This is a genomic window from Consotaella salsifontis (genome assembly GCF_900167365.1).
GTDB classification, from domain to species: domain Bacteria; phylum Pseudomonadota; class Alphaproteobacteria; order Rhizobiales; family Rhizobiaceae; genus Consotaella; species Consotaella salsifontis.
In genome coordinates this window covers 1-15,599 of record NZ_FUXL01000030.1, presented here as the reverse complement: position 1 = coordinate 15,599, position 15,599 = coordinate 1, and the positions used below count along the sequence as shown (strand labels likewise).

Here is a 15,599-nt window from a genome sequence, read left to right as displayed (position 1 = left end):
TGAAACGCGACCTGCCGGGTTTTCTCACCCGTGACATCGACAGGATGCTGTTTCCCGATCTTGTGCCGCAACCGGCTGAATCCGAAACTGGCAATCGCGACGGCACGGAGACGGATCAAGGCCAGGAAGAGAAAGACAACGACGGTTTCGACGAAACCGAGCCGGATAGCGGGCGCTCCTTATGAGACAATCATTCTGGGAAAAGCGCCTTGCCGTCACCATGCTGGTGTCCGTCGCGATCTACCTGCTTCTGCCCTGGTATGTCCTCGCCTGGCTGAGCAACCGAAACCACGCGATTGGCGAGTTTCTCAACGAGCCCTATCGCGTGGCGCTCTTCAACGCCATCACTGTCGCGGGTCCGCGCCCCTTCGATTGGCTCAACCTCGACGTCAATGCGTTCTGGAACTACTGGGCTTTCGGCCAAGGCGCGCACATCGCTCTCGTCCTGCCGCCGCTCGCATTTGCCGGCCTCGTCTGGCTCGTGGGCTTCGACCTCATCGCAAGCCTCATCCAGAAACCTTTCGAGCCGTACGGCTCGGCTCGCTATGCCACCGCCGGCGAGGAAAGGCGCTACCGCAAGCGCTCCAAGACCGCCCTCATCGCAGGCGCACGCAGCGGCTCGAAATTCTACTACTATGACGGTCCCGAACACCTGCTGACAGTCGCCCCGACGCGCTCGGGAAAAGGCACCTGCGTCATCGTCCCGAACCTCCTGAAAATCGATCGCAGCGTCGTCGTCATCGACCCGAAGGGCGAAAACGCGCAAGTCACCGCGCGCCATCGCGAGACCTTTGGTCCGGTCTTCGTGCTCGACCCCTTCAACGTCAGCGGCCTGCACAACTGCTCCTATAATCCCCTCGCCGGCCTCGATCCCGACGACCCGAACTTCGTCGATGACGCCGCCACCCTCGCGGCGGCGCTGATCGTCACCAATCCCCATTCCCGCGATCAGCATTTCGACGACGCGGCGCGCGCCTTGATGCGCGGCCTCATCATGCTGGTGGTGGCGGCCGAACCGGAGGAGCGCCGCAACCTGGTGACGCTCCGCGAATATCTGACCTATCCGAAGGAGAAGTTCGCCAACCTCCTCAAAATCATGGCCTCGACCAAGGATGCCGATGGCGCGATCGCATCGGCGGCCAACGTCCACGCCGGCAAGAACGAACGGGAAGCCGCTGCCATCCTGTCCACCGCCCAGGAACAGACCAGTTTCCTCGATAGCCCGCAGCTTCGTAAAACCCTGAAAAGCTCCGACCTCGACTTCTCGACACTCAAGAAAACCACCGCCTCCGTCTATATCGTCCTGCCGCAGTCGCGCCTGGAATCGCATGGTCGCTGGATACGTCTCCTCGTCACCCGCGCCCTACAGGACGTCGAGCGCACGCGAGCCAGGCCCAATGCCCAGATCCTCTTCCTGCTCGACGAGTTCGCCTCCATCGGCGATATGCCCGTCATCAAGACCGCCGTCGGCCTCATGGCTGGCTACGGGCTTCAGCTCTGGGCCTTCCTCCAGAACTGGGGCCAGCTCGAAGAACTCTATCAGCGCGGCGCTCATACTTTCGCCGCCAATGCCGGCGTCTTCCAGGCGTTCAACGTCAATGACGAGCTGACCGCCCGCTACGTCTCCGAGCTGTCGGGCGACACCACCCGCTTCAACACCAACAACGATTTCGTTGGCCGCAAGCTTCTGACGCCCGAGGAGGCCATGCACCTCGGCAACGACAAGATGTTTCTCAAGTTCAAGGGAACCCGGCCCATCATTGCCCACAAGCTCCCCTACTTCAAAAGTCGGCGCTTCCGAGGGCTCTATGACACCTCCGACTTCCACTGACGCTAGGGTGCTGCCAGGGTGAGTTCGCGGTGTCGCGCTGCGCCATGGCGGCCTGAGCGAGGCGTACCTATGCTTTGGTGAGCGCGAATTTCCGGCCGCGTTTGCGACCGCTCGCTCTTGCAGCGGCGAAGCCGTTAGGCCGATTCCGCTTTTCTTTTTTACGGTGCGCAGCTCGTAGGAAAGCTCTCGCGGGTACGCGCTAGTGTTATATGTGTGTTATTTAAGGTGTTAAGGGGTGGGCAACCATCTACAAACCATTGAATCCAATGTGGATAATGGAACGCCCGGTGTGTAAAGTCACGATAAACGGTGTGTAGAGTCACGATTTTTAGTGTGTGAAATCACGAAAGATATTTCCTGGTGTGTAAAATCACGAAAGCCCTGTTAGGGTGGGTGATATCACGAAGCTCTTGACACAGTGTGTGGAATCACAAACCATAGGGCATGGTGGGTGATATCACGAAATATGAAAAGTCCCCTTTGCTTCCTGCGCGTAATACGCAGGGGGACTTTTTTGTATGCGATATCTTCGATGCCGTGCCTAAGGGTGACATGGCTTCAATGGAGCACCCCCTATTCTCTCTGTCGACCAAGCCCGATCGCAGCATGCGTCGGTATGAGCACAACGGGATTTTTGTTGAGATCACGCCGTCCGTCTTAGGGTTGGCGACAATCCACGATCGCGACGTGCTGATCTTCACCATCAGTCAGATCATGGCGGCGTTAAATGACGGCAAGGAAGTTTCTCAGGTCGTCCGCTTCAAGGCCTATGACCTACTGAATGCCACCAACCGGGTAACCGATGGTCGCGGCTACGAGGGTCTTAAAGCCGCTCTCGATCGCCTGTCCGGCACCAGGATAAGCACCAACATCATCACTGGTGATGTCGAAGTCACTAAGGGCTTTGGGTTGATCGAAAGCTATGAGATTGCCCGCGCTACTCGTGAAGGCCGGATGCAGGAAGTCGAAATCAAGCTGTCTGATTGGGTTTTCAATGCCATCAGGCACAACGAGGTTTTGACGCTCCACCGTGATTATTTCCGGCTGCGCAAGCCTTTAGAGCGGCGCATGTATGAGCTGGCTCGCAAGCATTGCGGCAAGCAAAAAGAGTGGAAAATCTCCCTCGATCTGCTGCGGAAAAAATGCGGATCGGCTTCAACGGAGAAAGAGTTCAAGCGGCTAATTCAGAACATTGTCGAGCAGGACACAGAGCACGGCCACATGCCGGACTATGCCGTTTTCCTCGACGAGCAGTCGGTTGTTTTCAAAAATCGCGGCACGATGGAGAAAGAAAAGGCCGTCAAGCAGGCCTATGGGCATGTGCGGCTCGATCCTGAAGCCCTTCATGATGCACGAACCGTGGCGCAAGGATGGGACGTGTACCATCTGGAACAGGAATGGCGGAACTGGATGGCCGACTACGACATCGAGCCGCCGCGCGATGCCGGCAAGGCCTTCATCGGCTTTTGCCGCAAGTGGGTAGAGAAACGCGGGCGGCCATAAGCTCCCTACCCTTTTCGATCCGCAGCGAGCGCGCCATCAAATAGCGCCGTAGCGAGCTAGGATCGATCTGCCGAAAGGCAGAACTTTCACAAATGTGGGTTTGTGGGTACAAGTATTTTTCCATTTGCACATATGTGTGAATCGCGTACCGTCTCTGCATGATTATTTCATTCCTGAACCAAAAAGGCGGCGTGGGTAAAACCACCCTCTCAATCAGCGTCGCGGCTTGCCTCGCAAAACAGGGCCATCGCGTTTTGCTGATCGACGCTGACAAACAAGGCTCAGCGTCAACCTGGGCGAGCTTGCGCGAAGATGCGCCTTTTCAGGTGGTAAGCTTGGCCAGAGCGAACATGGCGCGTGACGCTTTGACGATGGCGGCCGATTATACTCATACGGTGATCGATGGGCCCCCTCATGCGGAAGAGATAGCCCGCTCCTGCATCATCGCCTCAGACTTTGTTGCCTTGCCAATCGAGCCCTCAGGGCTTTCCACCTGGGCATCTGACCTAACGGTCAAGCAGGTGCGCGAAGCGCAAGAATACAAAGAAACCCTCAGATGTGGGTTTGTGGTTTCCCGCAAAATAGGGAACACGGTTATCGGGCGCGAAATACGCAATTTGGCCGCCAATTCCGGCATTCCGATTTTGAATTCCGAGATCGAACAACGGGTCGCCTTTGCGGAAAGCCTCACCATGGGACAAACGATTTTCGAGTGGCCGTCGGGTGGAGCCGCGTCACGGGAGATCGAAATTTTGACGAAAGAGATAGAAAGCCATGTCGAAGAAGACCTTCGCGGCGGCTCCAAAGCCAAAGCTGCCAACTAACGACCAGATCCTCGCGTTTGAACGGGGCGGGGCAGGGCACGACCAGACCGCCCCTAAACCGGTGAAGGTGATGGACACCGAGCCATCAAAGCGCCTGAGCCTCGATCTGCCCGAAAGCATGCACACACGGTTTAAAACGGCATGTAGCGCGACCGGTCGCAAAATGGTGGCCGAGCTTCAAACCATGATCGAGCAGCGAACTCAGGAGCTTGAAGTTCAAGCGGGTATAACCCGCAAATGAACAAAACCACAAATGTGGGAAATTTTGCCTATCAGAAGTAGGACGGGGGACAGAATGAACGTACTTAATTTTTCAGGGGTGTCATGAGCATCCTTTTCGACAACCTAAAAAAAGACCGGCACTCCTGGAGCAACGAGGAAGAGCTTCGGAAAAGCTGGCTTAAGCACATCGAAAATGATCTCGGGATGACGTTCCACGCGGAGCGCGGGCGAAATGATGCATCCTACAACCAGGTCATTATTGAGTTCAAAGGCCCTGGGTTTTTCAAAGGCAGCATGAAGAGCGCTTCCTTCATTGAAGCGATCGACGATCGGCTCTTCAAGTACATACGGGCACGGGCGAAATCCGAGGGAATCCCGGAAGAGGATTACATCGGCATTGCGATCGATGGAGATCACATCTGCTTTGCCTTTATGCGGGACGGTAAAATCGTCCCGCGAAACTTGTTGCCCTTTAACCCTGCTTCTGTTGAGCTTGTGGCTCAGGCGTGCTTTGATTCAAAACGCCGAGCCGTGACAGCTGAGAACCTGGTCGAGGATTTTGGCCACGCTGCGCAGATCGGCAACGCGATGATGGCCAGCCTGGTCGCATTGCTCGAAAAGCAGCTCACCGCTCCTAGCAATAACAAGATCAAACTGCTGTTTGAAGAGTGGCGGACACTCTTTGGCCAGGTGGCAGATCTTTCGGCTGCTCAAGCGGCGGAGATCAGGAAAAGCATTCCGTTTTCACCGAAGCTCCCTCCACGGGACATGGTGGCAGCGGCTCTTTTCGCGATCCACACTTACAATGCGTTCGTGATGAAGATGCTGGCCGCAGAGATCGTCGCGCAATACGGCCTAACGGCTTACCGCGACTTCTGCGAACACCTGCTTGGCCAGGACGATGCCCAACTGCTCTACCTCCTGAACACCGAGGTCGAACAAGGGCGCTTTTTTGATGCTGCGCAGATCACAGGCTTTGTCGAAGAGGCTGTATTTTCCTGGTACGCTGACAACAGCTTGAGTGTGGAAGACCGGGCGGCGTGTTGCGGTGCAATCCGCCCATTGCTGACCCAGCTCGCGCTGTACCGGATGGACGATCTAAGCGCTGCAAGGTCACATGATGTCCTCAAGTCCTTCTACCAGGCGCTCGTCCCCGAAGCCCTGCGCAAGGCATTGGGAGAATTCTACACCCCCGACTGGCTGGCCGATATCACTTGCGATCGCGCTGAGGTAGCCGATTGGGGAAGCGTTAGGGTGCTCGATCCGACCTGTGGTTCGGGTTCGTTCCTGCTTGAGGTCATCCGCCGGAAGCGGAAATTGGCCCTCGATAACGGTCTTTCGGAATCCGAAACCCTTACGAAGATTCTGGGGGAAGTATGGGGCTTTGACCTTAATCCATTGGCCGTGCAGGCTTCGAGAGTGAATTTCCTCATTGCCATTGCCGATCTAGTGGCCACGGCCGGTATGGAAGTAGAGCTGCCGGTCCTTTTGGCTGATGCCGTGTATTCTCCTGCACGTTCACCGAAGGCAGGGCAGGATTTCGTCGAGTACGGCATTGGGAGTGCTCAAGCCAATCTGAACATTGTCTTGCCGGCTGCTCTCGCGTTCGACCGAGTCCGCCTAGACCATGCCTTTGCGTTGATGGCCGAGCATGTGAATGACGAGAAGGAATATGACGTTGTAGAAACCGAGCTTATCAAAGCTGGCTTGATGTCGGCCGAGGAGGGGAAGAGCTGGCATAGCGCACTTTCTTCGACCTACGGCCAGGTTCTCGACCTGCACCGAAAAGCCTGGAACGGGATCTGGTTTCGGATCGTCCGGAACTTCTTCTGGTCGGCAGTCGCAGGGCAATTTGATGTTGTTGTCGGCAATCCGCCGTGGGTTCGTTGGTCGAACCTGCCAGAGTTATACCGGCAGAGGATCAAGCCGACCTGCGAGCAATATACGATCTTTTCGGAGACCCCTTACCACGGGGGCAACGAACTCGATATTTCCGGCATGATAACCTACACGGTCGCCGATAAATGGCTAAAGCCGGAAGGAAAGCTTGTCTTCGTCATTACGCAGACGCATTTCCAGTCGCCTTCGTCGCAGGGCTTCCGCAGCTTCCGTATCAATGAAGATTTCAATCTGATCCCGGAATGCATCGACGATCTAAAGAAGCTCAAGCCCTTTGCGAAGGTGGCAAACAAGACAGCCATCATGCGTTTGCGGAAGGTCGATCGCACGCAAGTGCCCACTTATCCGGTGCCTTATAGGGTCTGGAATAAGATCGATGGATCTTCTGCATCCATTCCAGAAAACATGCACAAGGACGCGGTTCTAAAGCGTGTGAACCAGCAGACCTGGGAAGCCCACCCAGTGAACGGCGGCAATTCGCCGTGGGCTATTCTGCCTCCTGGCCGCTTTGCCGACATGGAAGCTCTGCAAGGGCAGAGTGACTGGATAAGCGGAAGAAAGGGCGTCACAGCCGACCTGAACGGCGTCTACATGGTCCGAATTGTGGGAGAGAACGCAAAAACTGGCCTCGTGCAGGTCGAGACGCGGCCCGAAGCCGGCAGGACAGACATTGGGCCAGCTCGTCAATTCTGGATCGAGCCCGACCTTCTGTTCCCGCTGCTCAAAGGCGCATCCGATTTTTCCGCATGCGAGATCCACATTCGTGAGAAGCTCTACATCATGGTGCCCAACACCGGGATCAATGGGGCGGATTACAGGGCAGCAGAGACCACGGTGAACGGCCTCAAACAAACGAAAAAGTATCTCGCTCACTTCAAGCCACTGTTGGAGAGGCGGTCAACGTACAAGCTTCGGCAGAAAGGCGCGCCCTATTACGCTGTCTATAACTCCGGTGCTTATACCTTCGCGCCTTACAAGGTCGTATGGGCAGAGTTATCGACCACTTTTGAAGCAGCGGTGTTCGAAGAGGAAGATGTCCCGCTAATGGGCAAGCGGCCGTATGTGCCAGACCACAAGGTCTACTTTGCCGATTTCACCTCAAAGGATATGGCGCACTTTGTATGCGGCATTCTGAATTCCAAGATGGTGCGGGAGTATGTCGAAAGCCACACGATCCAGATCCAGGTGAGCAACATTTTCAAACACCTCAGCATCCCGCAGTACGATCCAACCAATGCGGAACATGTTGATCTGGTGAAGCTCTCTAAAGCCGCACATGCGGCACCGTCGAAAGCCAAGCGCGTGGACCTTCTAACGAAACTATCCGCCTGTGCCGAAACCGTTCTTATTAAGGCATAGGTGCGCGAATTGATAGAACCAGACGCACTGCGAATTTTGGCGACGATCAGTAGCGTTATAGGTTCTCGTCTGCTTGCATGACGAGTGAAGCGTATCCTTGACGCCCTCTCACCGGTCGCGTCGTCTCATGAGCTGAACATTCAGCACCTAATGCCGAACCAACGGAGCGATATCTACAATATCGGGAACAGTACAAAGCACATCGATCGGGCCAAAGGGACATGGCTTCTGGTCTTTGGCTTTCTGCTGCTCGGCCTGTCCGGGCTGCTAAACTTCATCGCTTTGATGCCCTAGCCCAAAACCAACATTTGTGGGTCTGTGGATTTGTGGGTAGCGCGGGATCGTTTGTGGGGCGGGCGCGGCGGGATTGAGGCGCAGGGGGAAACAAGTGCTCAAGAAGATTATTTCGATTAAGAACGTCGGGCGGTTCTACAACTCGGCCGCGTCAGGCAATCCGCAGCTTGCCAAGTACACCTTCATCGCCGGTGCGAACGGCTACGGCAAAACGACGCTCTGCGCCGTCCTGCGCTCCATGCAAACCGGCGATCCGAGCCATGTCCTCGGCCGCAAAACCCTTGGTGTGATCGACGCACCGGCGATTGAGCTGCTACTGGACGGCGGGCAAGCCCGCTTCGACGGTACAGCATGGAACGTGGCTAAACCGGAAATCGCCATCTTCGACGGCGTGTTTGTTGCGGAGAATGTCCATTCCGGCGAAGTCGTGGACATAGAGCACAAGCGCAATCTCTATCGCGTCATCGTGGGTGACGCCGGCGTGAAACTTGCGACGCAGGATGCTCAACTGGCCGCAGAAAGCCGCGCCAAAACCGGCGAGATCAGCACGGCGGGCAAGGCGATTCAGCCGCATTTGCCGGCTGGCATGAAGCTGGACACCTTCATTGCCTTACCGGAGACGACCGACATTGCCGCGCAAATCGAGGCGCAGGCGCGCAGCGTGGATGCGCTGCGGCAGGCTGGAGCGCTTCGCGCCCGTCCTGCCCTCTCGGAATATGCCATCCCGGTCCTGCCTGAGGATTTCACCAGCCTGCTGGTCCGCACTATCGACGACATTGCGCAGGACGCGGAGCAAAGACTGTCGACGCATCTAGCCGCGCATGGCATGACGGCCAACGGCGGCAACTGGATCGCGGACGGCCTCGGCCATGCGGACGATACCTGCCCCTTCTGCGGGCAGCATATTCGGGGCCTTCCGCTGATCGCCGCGTTCCGGGCCGTGTTCAGCGAGCGTTACGAAGCACTGGCCGGAGAGATCGCCACCATGAAAGCCGGTATCATGCGAGACATGGGCGACGCCGCCCTGGCCCGCCTTGGTACCATCGCAGAGCAAAATAGCGGCGGCGTCGAGTTTTGGCAGAAGTATTGCGCGATCGGGGCCACTGCCCTGGCCTTTCCGGCGGAGGTCGTCGATGCGATCCACGTGCTTGCCGCCGCAGCGATCGGGCTTCTAGATCGCAAGGCGGCCGTGCCGCTAGAACCGATCACGCCGGATGAAGGTTTCACCGCCGCGCACGCTGCCTATGACAGCGCGGCCGCCGCAATCGAGGCGGCGAATACAGCAATCCGTGCAGCAAATGTCGTCATTGCTGAAAAGAAGGCGGCCGCTGATGCGGGTGATCTCAAAGCGGCCGAGGCCGAGCTGGACCGCCTGACTGCGATCCAGACCCGGCACCGCGCGGACGTGTCCGACCTTTGTGCCACCTACATAAAGCTCTCCGGCGAAAAGAACGGCATCGAGACGCGCAAGGAGGCTATTAGGAAGCAGCTCGACGCGCATACAAAGACCGTGGTGAAGCCCTACGAGCTGCGTATTAATGACTACCTGGTCGCGTTCAATGCTGGCTTCACCATCACCGAGACCAAGCACGCCTATCCTGGCGGTCTCGCCACATCGAGCTATCAGCTCGTTATCAACAACACGGCCGTTGACCTTGGCGACAGCAAGACGCCGGGGGACCGGCCGAGCTTCAAGAATACCCTCAGTGCCGGCGACCGTACCACTCTCGCCCTCGCGTTTTTCTTGGCGCATCTGGAACGCGATTCGGCAGTGGCCGGGAAGTTGGTCGTGTTCGACGACCCTTTTAACAGTCAGGACGCTTTCCGCCGCCGGCAGACCGTGCATGAGATCATGAAGGTGGCGGGGAAATGCGCCCAGGTGATCGTGCTTTCCCACGATGCCACTTTCCTCAAGCAGGTCTGGGATAAGTCACCGGCCGCCGAGCGCGTCGCGCTGACGATTGCTGATCACCGCGCCCAAGGCTCAAAGATCATGCCGGTGGACCTTGAACACGCCTGCCGGGGTCGGACAGCCACGGATATTGACGACCTTCAAACCTATCTCACGACCGGCGCCGGCGGCTTGCTCGATATTATCCGTAAGATGCGCGTCGTCCTCGAAACTCATTGCCGCACGACCTATCCGGGCAGCTTCCTTGCCAATGATTGGCTGGGCGACATGGTACGAAAGATACGCGAAGGCGGCGATATTCACCCCGCGCAGGCGCTCTATGACGAGCTGGACCAGATCAACGGCTATACGAGCCAGTATCACCATGGGGAAAATGTGGCCGATGCCACGCCGGATCAGATCGACCCAAGCGAGCTAACCGGCTTCACGCGGCGCACCTTGCGCATCGTCAATGCCCTTCAAGCCTGATCCTTGGCCTTCGACCGAGGCATGAGCCCGAAGAGCGAACGCAAAGACTGCGGAAAGCGCGCCCTCGGTTTAGCGTAGGATTTCGCTCCCTCCTGCAAACGCCCCCTTGTGGGCTCTGCGTCTTCTCGCGATCACGGCCAAGTCGGCTGCGGACAGGGTATAGTGCCGGACTAGATCGGCTTCGTCCGTAGGCAGGGCAAGCAGGGCTTCGAGTTGGGCCTGCGTGAGAGCGCGGTGGCGTGGCATGGTGGACCTGTCCCAGTTGGAGTATAGTCTGTTTTGGACAACAATCAGCGCTTACAAATCAAGGCCCACCGACATCAAATTCCATGAGGGTTCAATTGGGACAGCGCGCCGCCATCTACTGCCGTGTTTCGACTGCTGACCAGTCATGCGAGCGGCAGGAGCGTGACCTGACTGCTTTCGCTGACCGAGCCGGTTACGAGGTGGCAGCGATATTCAAGGAGACAGGCTCCGGCGCGAGGCTCGACCGTGCCGAGCGGAAAAAGGCAATAGCACTCGCGCAAGCCAGACAGATCAACGCCATCCTGGTCACTGAACTTTCCCGATGGGGCCGTTCGACCATCGACCTTCTCAACACGCTGCGCGAGCTGGAAGGTTGGAAGGTCTCGGTCATCGCGATGAATGGCATGACCTTCGATTTATCCTCTCCGCACGGCCGAATGCTTGCAACCTTCCTATCCGGCATTGCGGAATTCGAACGCGATCTGATCAGCGAGAGGGTCAAGTCCGGGCTTGCCGCCGCGAAAGCGCGCGGCAGAAGGCTCGGCCGTCAAACAGGAGAACGCCCCAAGTCAGATCGGCTTGCGCCGAAGGTCATGGCGCTGGTTGCTGAAGGCCGCAGCTATCGCTGGATCGCACGCGATCTCGGCATCAGCAAGAATACCGTCAACGACATTGTAAAAAGGTCACCGGCGCACGCGGCAGTTCGTAGGCCTGATCTTGGTTGATTTCAGAGCCGTTCGCGACCTCTTGCCATATCTCTGGCCGAAAGATGCTCCGGCGCTGCGCCGCGCGGTCGTCTACTCGTTGCTATGCGAGTCCCGCGCCCGAAGCGATCCCGGCGGATGGTCCGCTGGACTGGGCTCTCATCCCGCCACGACCTCGCAATGCCTTCTGGTTCTGGCTGGAACCGGCCCCGATCGAACGCGGAACGATAGGGTGGCGCCGCGTCATCGACGGCTTCGACCCCGACAAGGTGATCGGCAACAGCTCGATCGATCTTGATCTCGTGGAACTGGTCGAAGGCACCCAGGATCGCCTGACCGTCAGTGCGCGCGGCCGCGCGACATGGGAAAGTTTCCTCGCCGCAGGCGGTGAGTTCCCCGAGGATCTTCCGCCCTTCTGATCAAAGGCCACGTTCCGGGTTTGTCCGCTTAACGTGGTTTGGTGCCCGTTCTATGTCGGCACCGCGGACGGAGCCGAACCCGTTGCCACTATCGCTCATAGCCCCCTCGCTCGTGTTCGCGATCGTGCTCCCCGCGCTCCAGGGGACGCGCCTCGCGCTCCCGAAGCTCGCTCAGCCGTTCGCGGATGTCTCCTCGCTCCGATCGCTCCTCTGGAAGTCCCTCGCGGTCCTGTCGGTCCTGGCCGTCGCCCTCCTTGTGAAATTGCTCCATTCTCTCCGCCAGGCTCAAGGGCCGCTGCTCGCCCTCCTGGGTCTTCTCCGGTCCATGCTCGAGCGCGGGCTTGTCGTTTCGAGCGCGATCGGCGGCGTGATCTGGCCGATCTTCGCCGGGAGACATGAGACCGGCGCGCTCGCTTTCGGCTTGGCTCCTCTCGCCGGGATCGGGCTGTGGCTTCGACCACCCAACAAAGGCCGCCAGACGCTCTGCGAACGAGAGCCGTTCCGGCTCCGGCGGCCGCTCATACCCATCATGGTCACGGGTTGCCGGACCTTGCTCGATCGTACGCGGGGGCTCGGTCTGGAGCCGTTCCGCCAGCTCGGCCGTCCTCTGTTCCGGAGCCGGCACCCGGATTTCGTTCGCCGGATCGATCTCGTGAGCGATGCCCCGACGCTCGGCGTAGTCGAGCGTCGTTTCCTTGGGCCGGGCGCGCCCCAGCTCGCTGGCGAGCGCGCCCATGTCCTTGAAGTCCTCCTGGCCCGCATAGAGCTGCACGTCATCGCGGTGCCGCGTCATCGCGACATAGGCAAGATGGCTGTCCATCCCGCCCGAGGCGAGCACATAGGACCGATCGACCGTCGCCCCCTGCGATTTATGGATGGTGGTCGCATAGCCGTGGTCGATCGCGGCATAGTCCGCCGTCGAAATCGAAACCTCGCGCTCCCGCCCCGCCCCCGGCGCCCCGTCGAGCTGCGCGATGATCCGGCCCTCCTCGACCTGGGTGACGGTCCCGAGCATTCCGTTCTTCACGCCAAGATCGCGGTCGTTCTCAAGGAACAGGATGCGGTCGCCGGCGGCAAACGACCGCTCGCCGTCATTCGTCCGATAGGTCAGTTCGCCCGCCAGTTCACCGCGCCCTTGTAGCTCATCCCGGATCGCCTCGTTCAACTCCCGCACGTCGGCGCGCCGATAGGTGAGCACCAGGCGCGAACCGTCCGGCCGGTCTTCCCGATCCTGCATCACGTCCCGCACGATCGCCGCGCGGGCATCCTCGCGCGTATCGGTGAAGTGAACCGCGCCGTGCTCGCCATAGGCAGCCAGGCCCTCGGCCGTGCGATGCCGCGCGAAATCGATCGACGCCTCGCGCTGCCATGGCTCATGCTGCCGACGAACCTCCTCCAGCTCCACAAAGCCGATCCGCTCCGTGACGGCCCGAAAGGCCGCGCCGGCATTAATCGGCTGCAACTGCTCCGGATCGCCGACCAGGACGAGCTTCGCGCCCGTGTGCTCGGTCTCCTCAACGAAGCGAGCGAGCTGCTTCGACGACACCATGCCGGCCTCGTCGATCACCAGAATGTCGCCGCTCCCCAACTCGCCACGGCCGTTGTTCCAACCATACTCCCACGAGGCGAGCGTGCGGCTCGCGATGCCGCTCGACTCCTCCAGGCCCTCGGCCGCCTTGCCGGCGAGCGCCGCGCCGTGAACGCGGTAGCCCTCCGCTTCCCATGCTTCGCGCGCACTCGCCAGCATGGTGCTCTTGCCGGCCCCTGCGAGCCCGACGACGGCCGTGATGCGCTCTTCGCCCGTAACGTGGCGGATCGCCGCCTTCTGCTCGTCAGCGAGAAAGGGACGGGCGTCCAGTGCGCGTTCGACGGTCTCCTGGCTCACGCGATAACCGCTGGTCTCCGCCATGCCGGCGGCACGATCTACCATGCCCTGCTCGATCGCCACCATCTCGCGCGTTGAATAGCGCGCCAGCTCCGTGACCTGGCCGTGTGCATCTCGCATCTCGCCGCGCAGCTCGACCAGGCTCGGGCTCTGCATCACCGTGGCGAACGCATTCTGGAACTCTGCCGGCTCCTGAACATAACGATGCAGGGCGCGCGCCACGTCGTGGCGATCGAACACGCTTTTCTCGCCCGTGATGATCGTTAGGATCTGGTCCGGCTTCTCGCGGATCAAGTCGGCGTTGCGCCTCGCCGCCGCCTCGTCCAACCGTGTGCGGGAAACGCCTTTTCCCTGACGATCCATCTGCGTGGCTTGCACGCCCATGTGTTGCGTCGGCGTAATCTCCAACCCACGCTCCGAATGGCTGCGATGATCGATCCGCGCCTCGTGACCGGCGCGCGCCAGGTGCTCGTTTGCGTAATGCTCCCACGCCTGTCGAATTTCGCGAAGCTGCATCTGCGACGTGGGCAGGCCCTCCGTCAGGAGCCGCTTGTTCTCCTGCTCGATCTGCGTCTTGGCACCTAGGCCATCGGCCGTGACGGTTCGCGTCGTCATTAAAAGGTGAGCATGATGATTGCGAATGTCGGTCTTGCCGTGCGGAGAATGGATTGCGAAATCCACCGCCGCGCCGTAGCGGTTCGCGAGGTCCTGAGCAAAGACCCGCGTCAGATCGATACGCTGCCCAGCCGTCAGCTCGTGCGGAAGCGCGACCTCGAATTCGCGGGCGACACGCGCATCTGCGCGTTTCTCGGCTTGCTCGGCCTCATTCCATAAAGCCGAACGATCCTGCGCCCATGCGGCATCAACGCTATTCGGCATGACGATCTCGGAATGCTCGATGCCATCACGGCGACTGAAGTCATGAACCAGCCCGTCCCGTTCGTTCACCAGGCATTGGCCCGACCGGTAGGCGGCGGAGGCTACCGCACTCCGACCCGAGCTGCGCGACACGGGCTTCATGCTGCAATGATAGATCGCCATGAACGATGCACCCCCATCCAAGGCAGAATGTCAGCGCCAGAGTTGCAAAGCAACTCGTAAGTGCGCTCTTGCCAATCTTTGCTGCGCTCCGATTGGACTGCGATAGCTTGCGCTCGGCATCAACATCACCGCGACAAATTTGAGCGCAAAACGCACGACTCAAAAGGTGAAGTCGGCCTAGAAGAGAAGCGGTAAAGTGCTATTGTTTGGGAAACGAACGATCACTGTGGTACGCTATTATCGGAAACCGCCATGCCCGTTGAACCTCCCGTCTACCTGACTGCGGACAAGGCGCTCGAACATCTTGCCAAGCAGCGCCGTCCACCCTGGCAAGTCATGATCGTCGGCGGCTCAATGGAAGGCCTCCATATCAGCCGCCAGACACGCATGGCGCTTCAGCGTATCCTCGATCTCATGCCCGACGTGCCATCCCTGACGCTTCACACCACCAAGGGCACGCTTCAGGTCAGCCGCGATTTTCCCAGCGGCCATCTCAACCCTGTCGACAGTCTCATCGCCGGCATCTTCGAACGCGATGGCGAGATCACCGCCATTGGATTTCCTCGGCATACCGCCTCACGAGACGATCCGCATTGGAGCCCTTCCGGCAAGCGGCGCGCCGAGATCGGAGCGGCTCAGGCTGCTGGCGAGATCATACCCGAACAAGCCGTCGAACAGCACAACGCCGCCGATGAGGAGGACCACGACTGATGGCCCGCAAATCCATCGAGGAACGCCTCGCCCAGCTCGAAGCCCAGAAGAAAACCCTCAAGGCCCGCCTCGGCAAGCAGGAGCGCGCCAGGGACACCCGCCGCAAGGTCCTCCTCGGTGCCCTCGTCCTGCATCAATTGGAGGACGACAAGAATCCGGCCAATGCCGCCCGCATTACGGAATGGCTGAAACGCGACCTGCCGGGTTTTCTCACCCGTGACATCGACAGGATGCTGTTTCCCGATCTTGTGCCGCAACCGGCTGAATCCGAAACTGGCAAT

Annotated in this window: 11 protein-coding genes and 2 pseudogenes; 11 read left to right on the top strand and 2 right to left on the bottom strand. The window is 59.2% G+C overall.

Annotation, left to right across the window (positions count from 1 at the left end; translation table 11 throughout):
- The 7 genes and pseudogenes from B5D38_RS22335 to B5D38_RS21670 all read left to right on the top strand — a co-directional run.
- Positions 1–185 (top strand): annotated as a pseudogene (locus tag B5D38_RS22335) (hypothetical protein); the annotation flags it as partial.
- Entirely contained in the window at positions 182–1,831 is a 1,650-nt protein-coding gene (locus tag B5D38_RS21695; protein WP_078710525.1) for a type IV secretory system conjugative DNA transfer family protein, read from the top strand. The pseudogene B5D38_RS22335 and the gene B5D38_RS21695, both read left to right, overlap by 4 nt.
- Before the next feature lie 444 nt (positions 1,832–2,275).
- Positions 2,276–3,334: a replication initiator protein A gene (locus tag B5D38_RS21690; RefSeq protein WP_078710524.1), complete on the top strand. Its 1,059-nt coding sequence runs from the start codon at positions 2,276–2,278 to the stop codon at positions 3,332–3,334.
- Between the two features lie 158 nt (positions 3,335–3,492).
- Positions 3,493–4,158: a ParA family partition ATPase gene (gene parA, locus B5D38_RS21685; protein ID WP_078710523.1), complete on the top strand. Its 666-nt coding sequence runs from the start codon at positions 3,493–3,495 to the stop codon at positions 4,156–4,158.
- A complete protein-coding gene (locus B5D38_RS22115) occupies positions 4,109–4,399 on the top strand; it encodes a hypothetical protein (protein ID WP_131829993.1) in 291 nt (96 codons plus the stop codon). Before parA ends, B5D38_RS22115 begins: the two co-directional genes overlap by 50 nt.
- 83 nt (positions 4,400–4,482) lie before the next feature.
- Positions 4,483–7,638: an Eco57I restriction-modification methylase domain-containing protein gene (locus B5D38_RS21680; RefSeq protein ID WP_078710522.1), complete on the top strand. Its 3,156-nt coding sequence runs from the start codon at positions 4,483–4,485 to the stop codon at positions 7,636–7,638.
- Between the two features lie 388 nt (positions 7,639–8,026).
- Positions 8,027–10,312 (top strand): AAA family ATPase, encoded by a 2,286-nt coding sequence (locus B5D38_RS21670; protein WP_078710520.1) that lies wholly within the window; start codon positions 8,027–8,029, stop codon positions 10,310–10,312.
- 108 nt (positions 10,313–10,420) lie between these two features.
- Here B5D38_RS21670 and B5D38_RS22890 read toward each other — a convergent pair.
- A pseudogene (locus tag B5D38_RS22890) lies at positions 10,421–10,558 on the bottom strand (DUF4158 domain-containing protein); the annotation flags it as partial.
- Positions 10,559–10,653: 95 nt separating this feature from the next.
- Here B5D38_RS22890 and B5D38_RS21660 point away from each other — a divergent pair.
- Positions 10,654–11,283: a recombinase family protein gene (locus B5D38_RS21660; protein ID WP_078710518.1), complete on the top strand. Its 630-nt coding sequence runs from the start codon at positions 10,654–10,656 to the stop codon at positions 11,281–11,283.
- 44 nt (positions 11,284–11,327) lie between these two features.
- Positions 11,328–11,681: a hypothetical protein gene (locus tag B5D38_RS21655; protein WP_078710517.1), complete on the top strand. Its 354-nt coding sequence runs from the start codon at positions 11,328–11,330 to the stop codon at positions 11,679–11,681.
- An 88-nt stretch (positions 11,682–11,769) separates the two neighbouring features.
- Here B5D38_RS21655 and traA read toward each other — a convergent pair whose 3' ends face one another.
- Positions 11,770–14,607 (bottom strand): Ti-type conjugative transfer relaxase TraA, encoded by a 2,838-nt coding sequence (gene traA / locus B5D38_RS21650; RefSeq protein ID WP_078710516.1) that lies wholly within the window; start codon positions 14,605–14,607, stop codon positions 11,770–11,772.
- A 252-nt stretch (positions 14,608–14,859) separates the two neighbouring features.
- Here traA and B5D38_RS21645 point away from each other — a divergent pair, with 252 nt between their 5' ends.
- Positions 14,860–15,318 (top strand): hypothetical protein, encoded by a 459-nt coding sequence (locus B5D38_RS21645; protein ID WP_078710515.1) that lies wholly within the window; start codon positions 14,860–14,862, stop codon positions 15,316–15,318.
- On the top strand, positions 15,318–15,599 hold a 282-nt coding region (locus tag B5D38_RS21640), incomplete at its 3' end, for a mobilization protein (protein ID WP_078710514.1). The genes B5D38_RS21645 and B5D38_RS21640, both read left to right, overlap by 1 nt.

Bases quoted from the DNA above. Each gene is read 5' to 3' on its own strand.
- B5D38_RS21695 (WP_078710525.1), top strand. From the start codon at position 182: ATGAGACAATCATTCTGGGAAAAGCGCCTTGCCGTCACCATGCTGGTG.
- B5D38_RS21690 (WP_078710524.1), top strand. From the start codon at position 2,276: ATGGTGGGTGATATCACGAAATATGAAAAGTCCCCTTTGCTTCCTGCG.
- parA (WP_078710523.1), top strand. From the start codon at position 3,493: ATGATTATTTCATTCCTGAACCAAAAAGGCGGCGTGGGTAAAACCACC.
- B5D38_RS22115 (WP_131829993.1), top strand. From the start codon at position 4,109: ATGTCGAAGAAGACCTTCGCGGCGGCTCCAAAGCCAAAGCTGCCAACT.
- B5D38_RS21680 (WP_078710522.1), top strand. From the start codon at position 4,483: ATGAGCATCCTTTTCGACAACCTAAAAAAAGACCGGCACTCCTGGAGC.
- B5D38_RS21655 (WP_078710517.1), top strand. From the start codon at position 11,328: ATGCTCCGGCGCTGCGCCGCGCGGTCGTCTACTCGTTGCTATGCGAGT.
- traA (WP_078710516.1), bottom strand. From the start codon at position 14,607: ATGGCGATCTATCATTGCAGCATGAAGCCCGTGTCGCGCAGCTCGGGT.
- B5D38_RS21645 (WP_078710515.1), top strand. From the start codon at position 14,860: ATGCCCGTTGAACCTCCCGTCTACCTGACTGCGGACAAGGCGCTCGAA.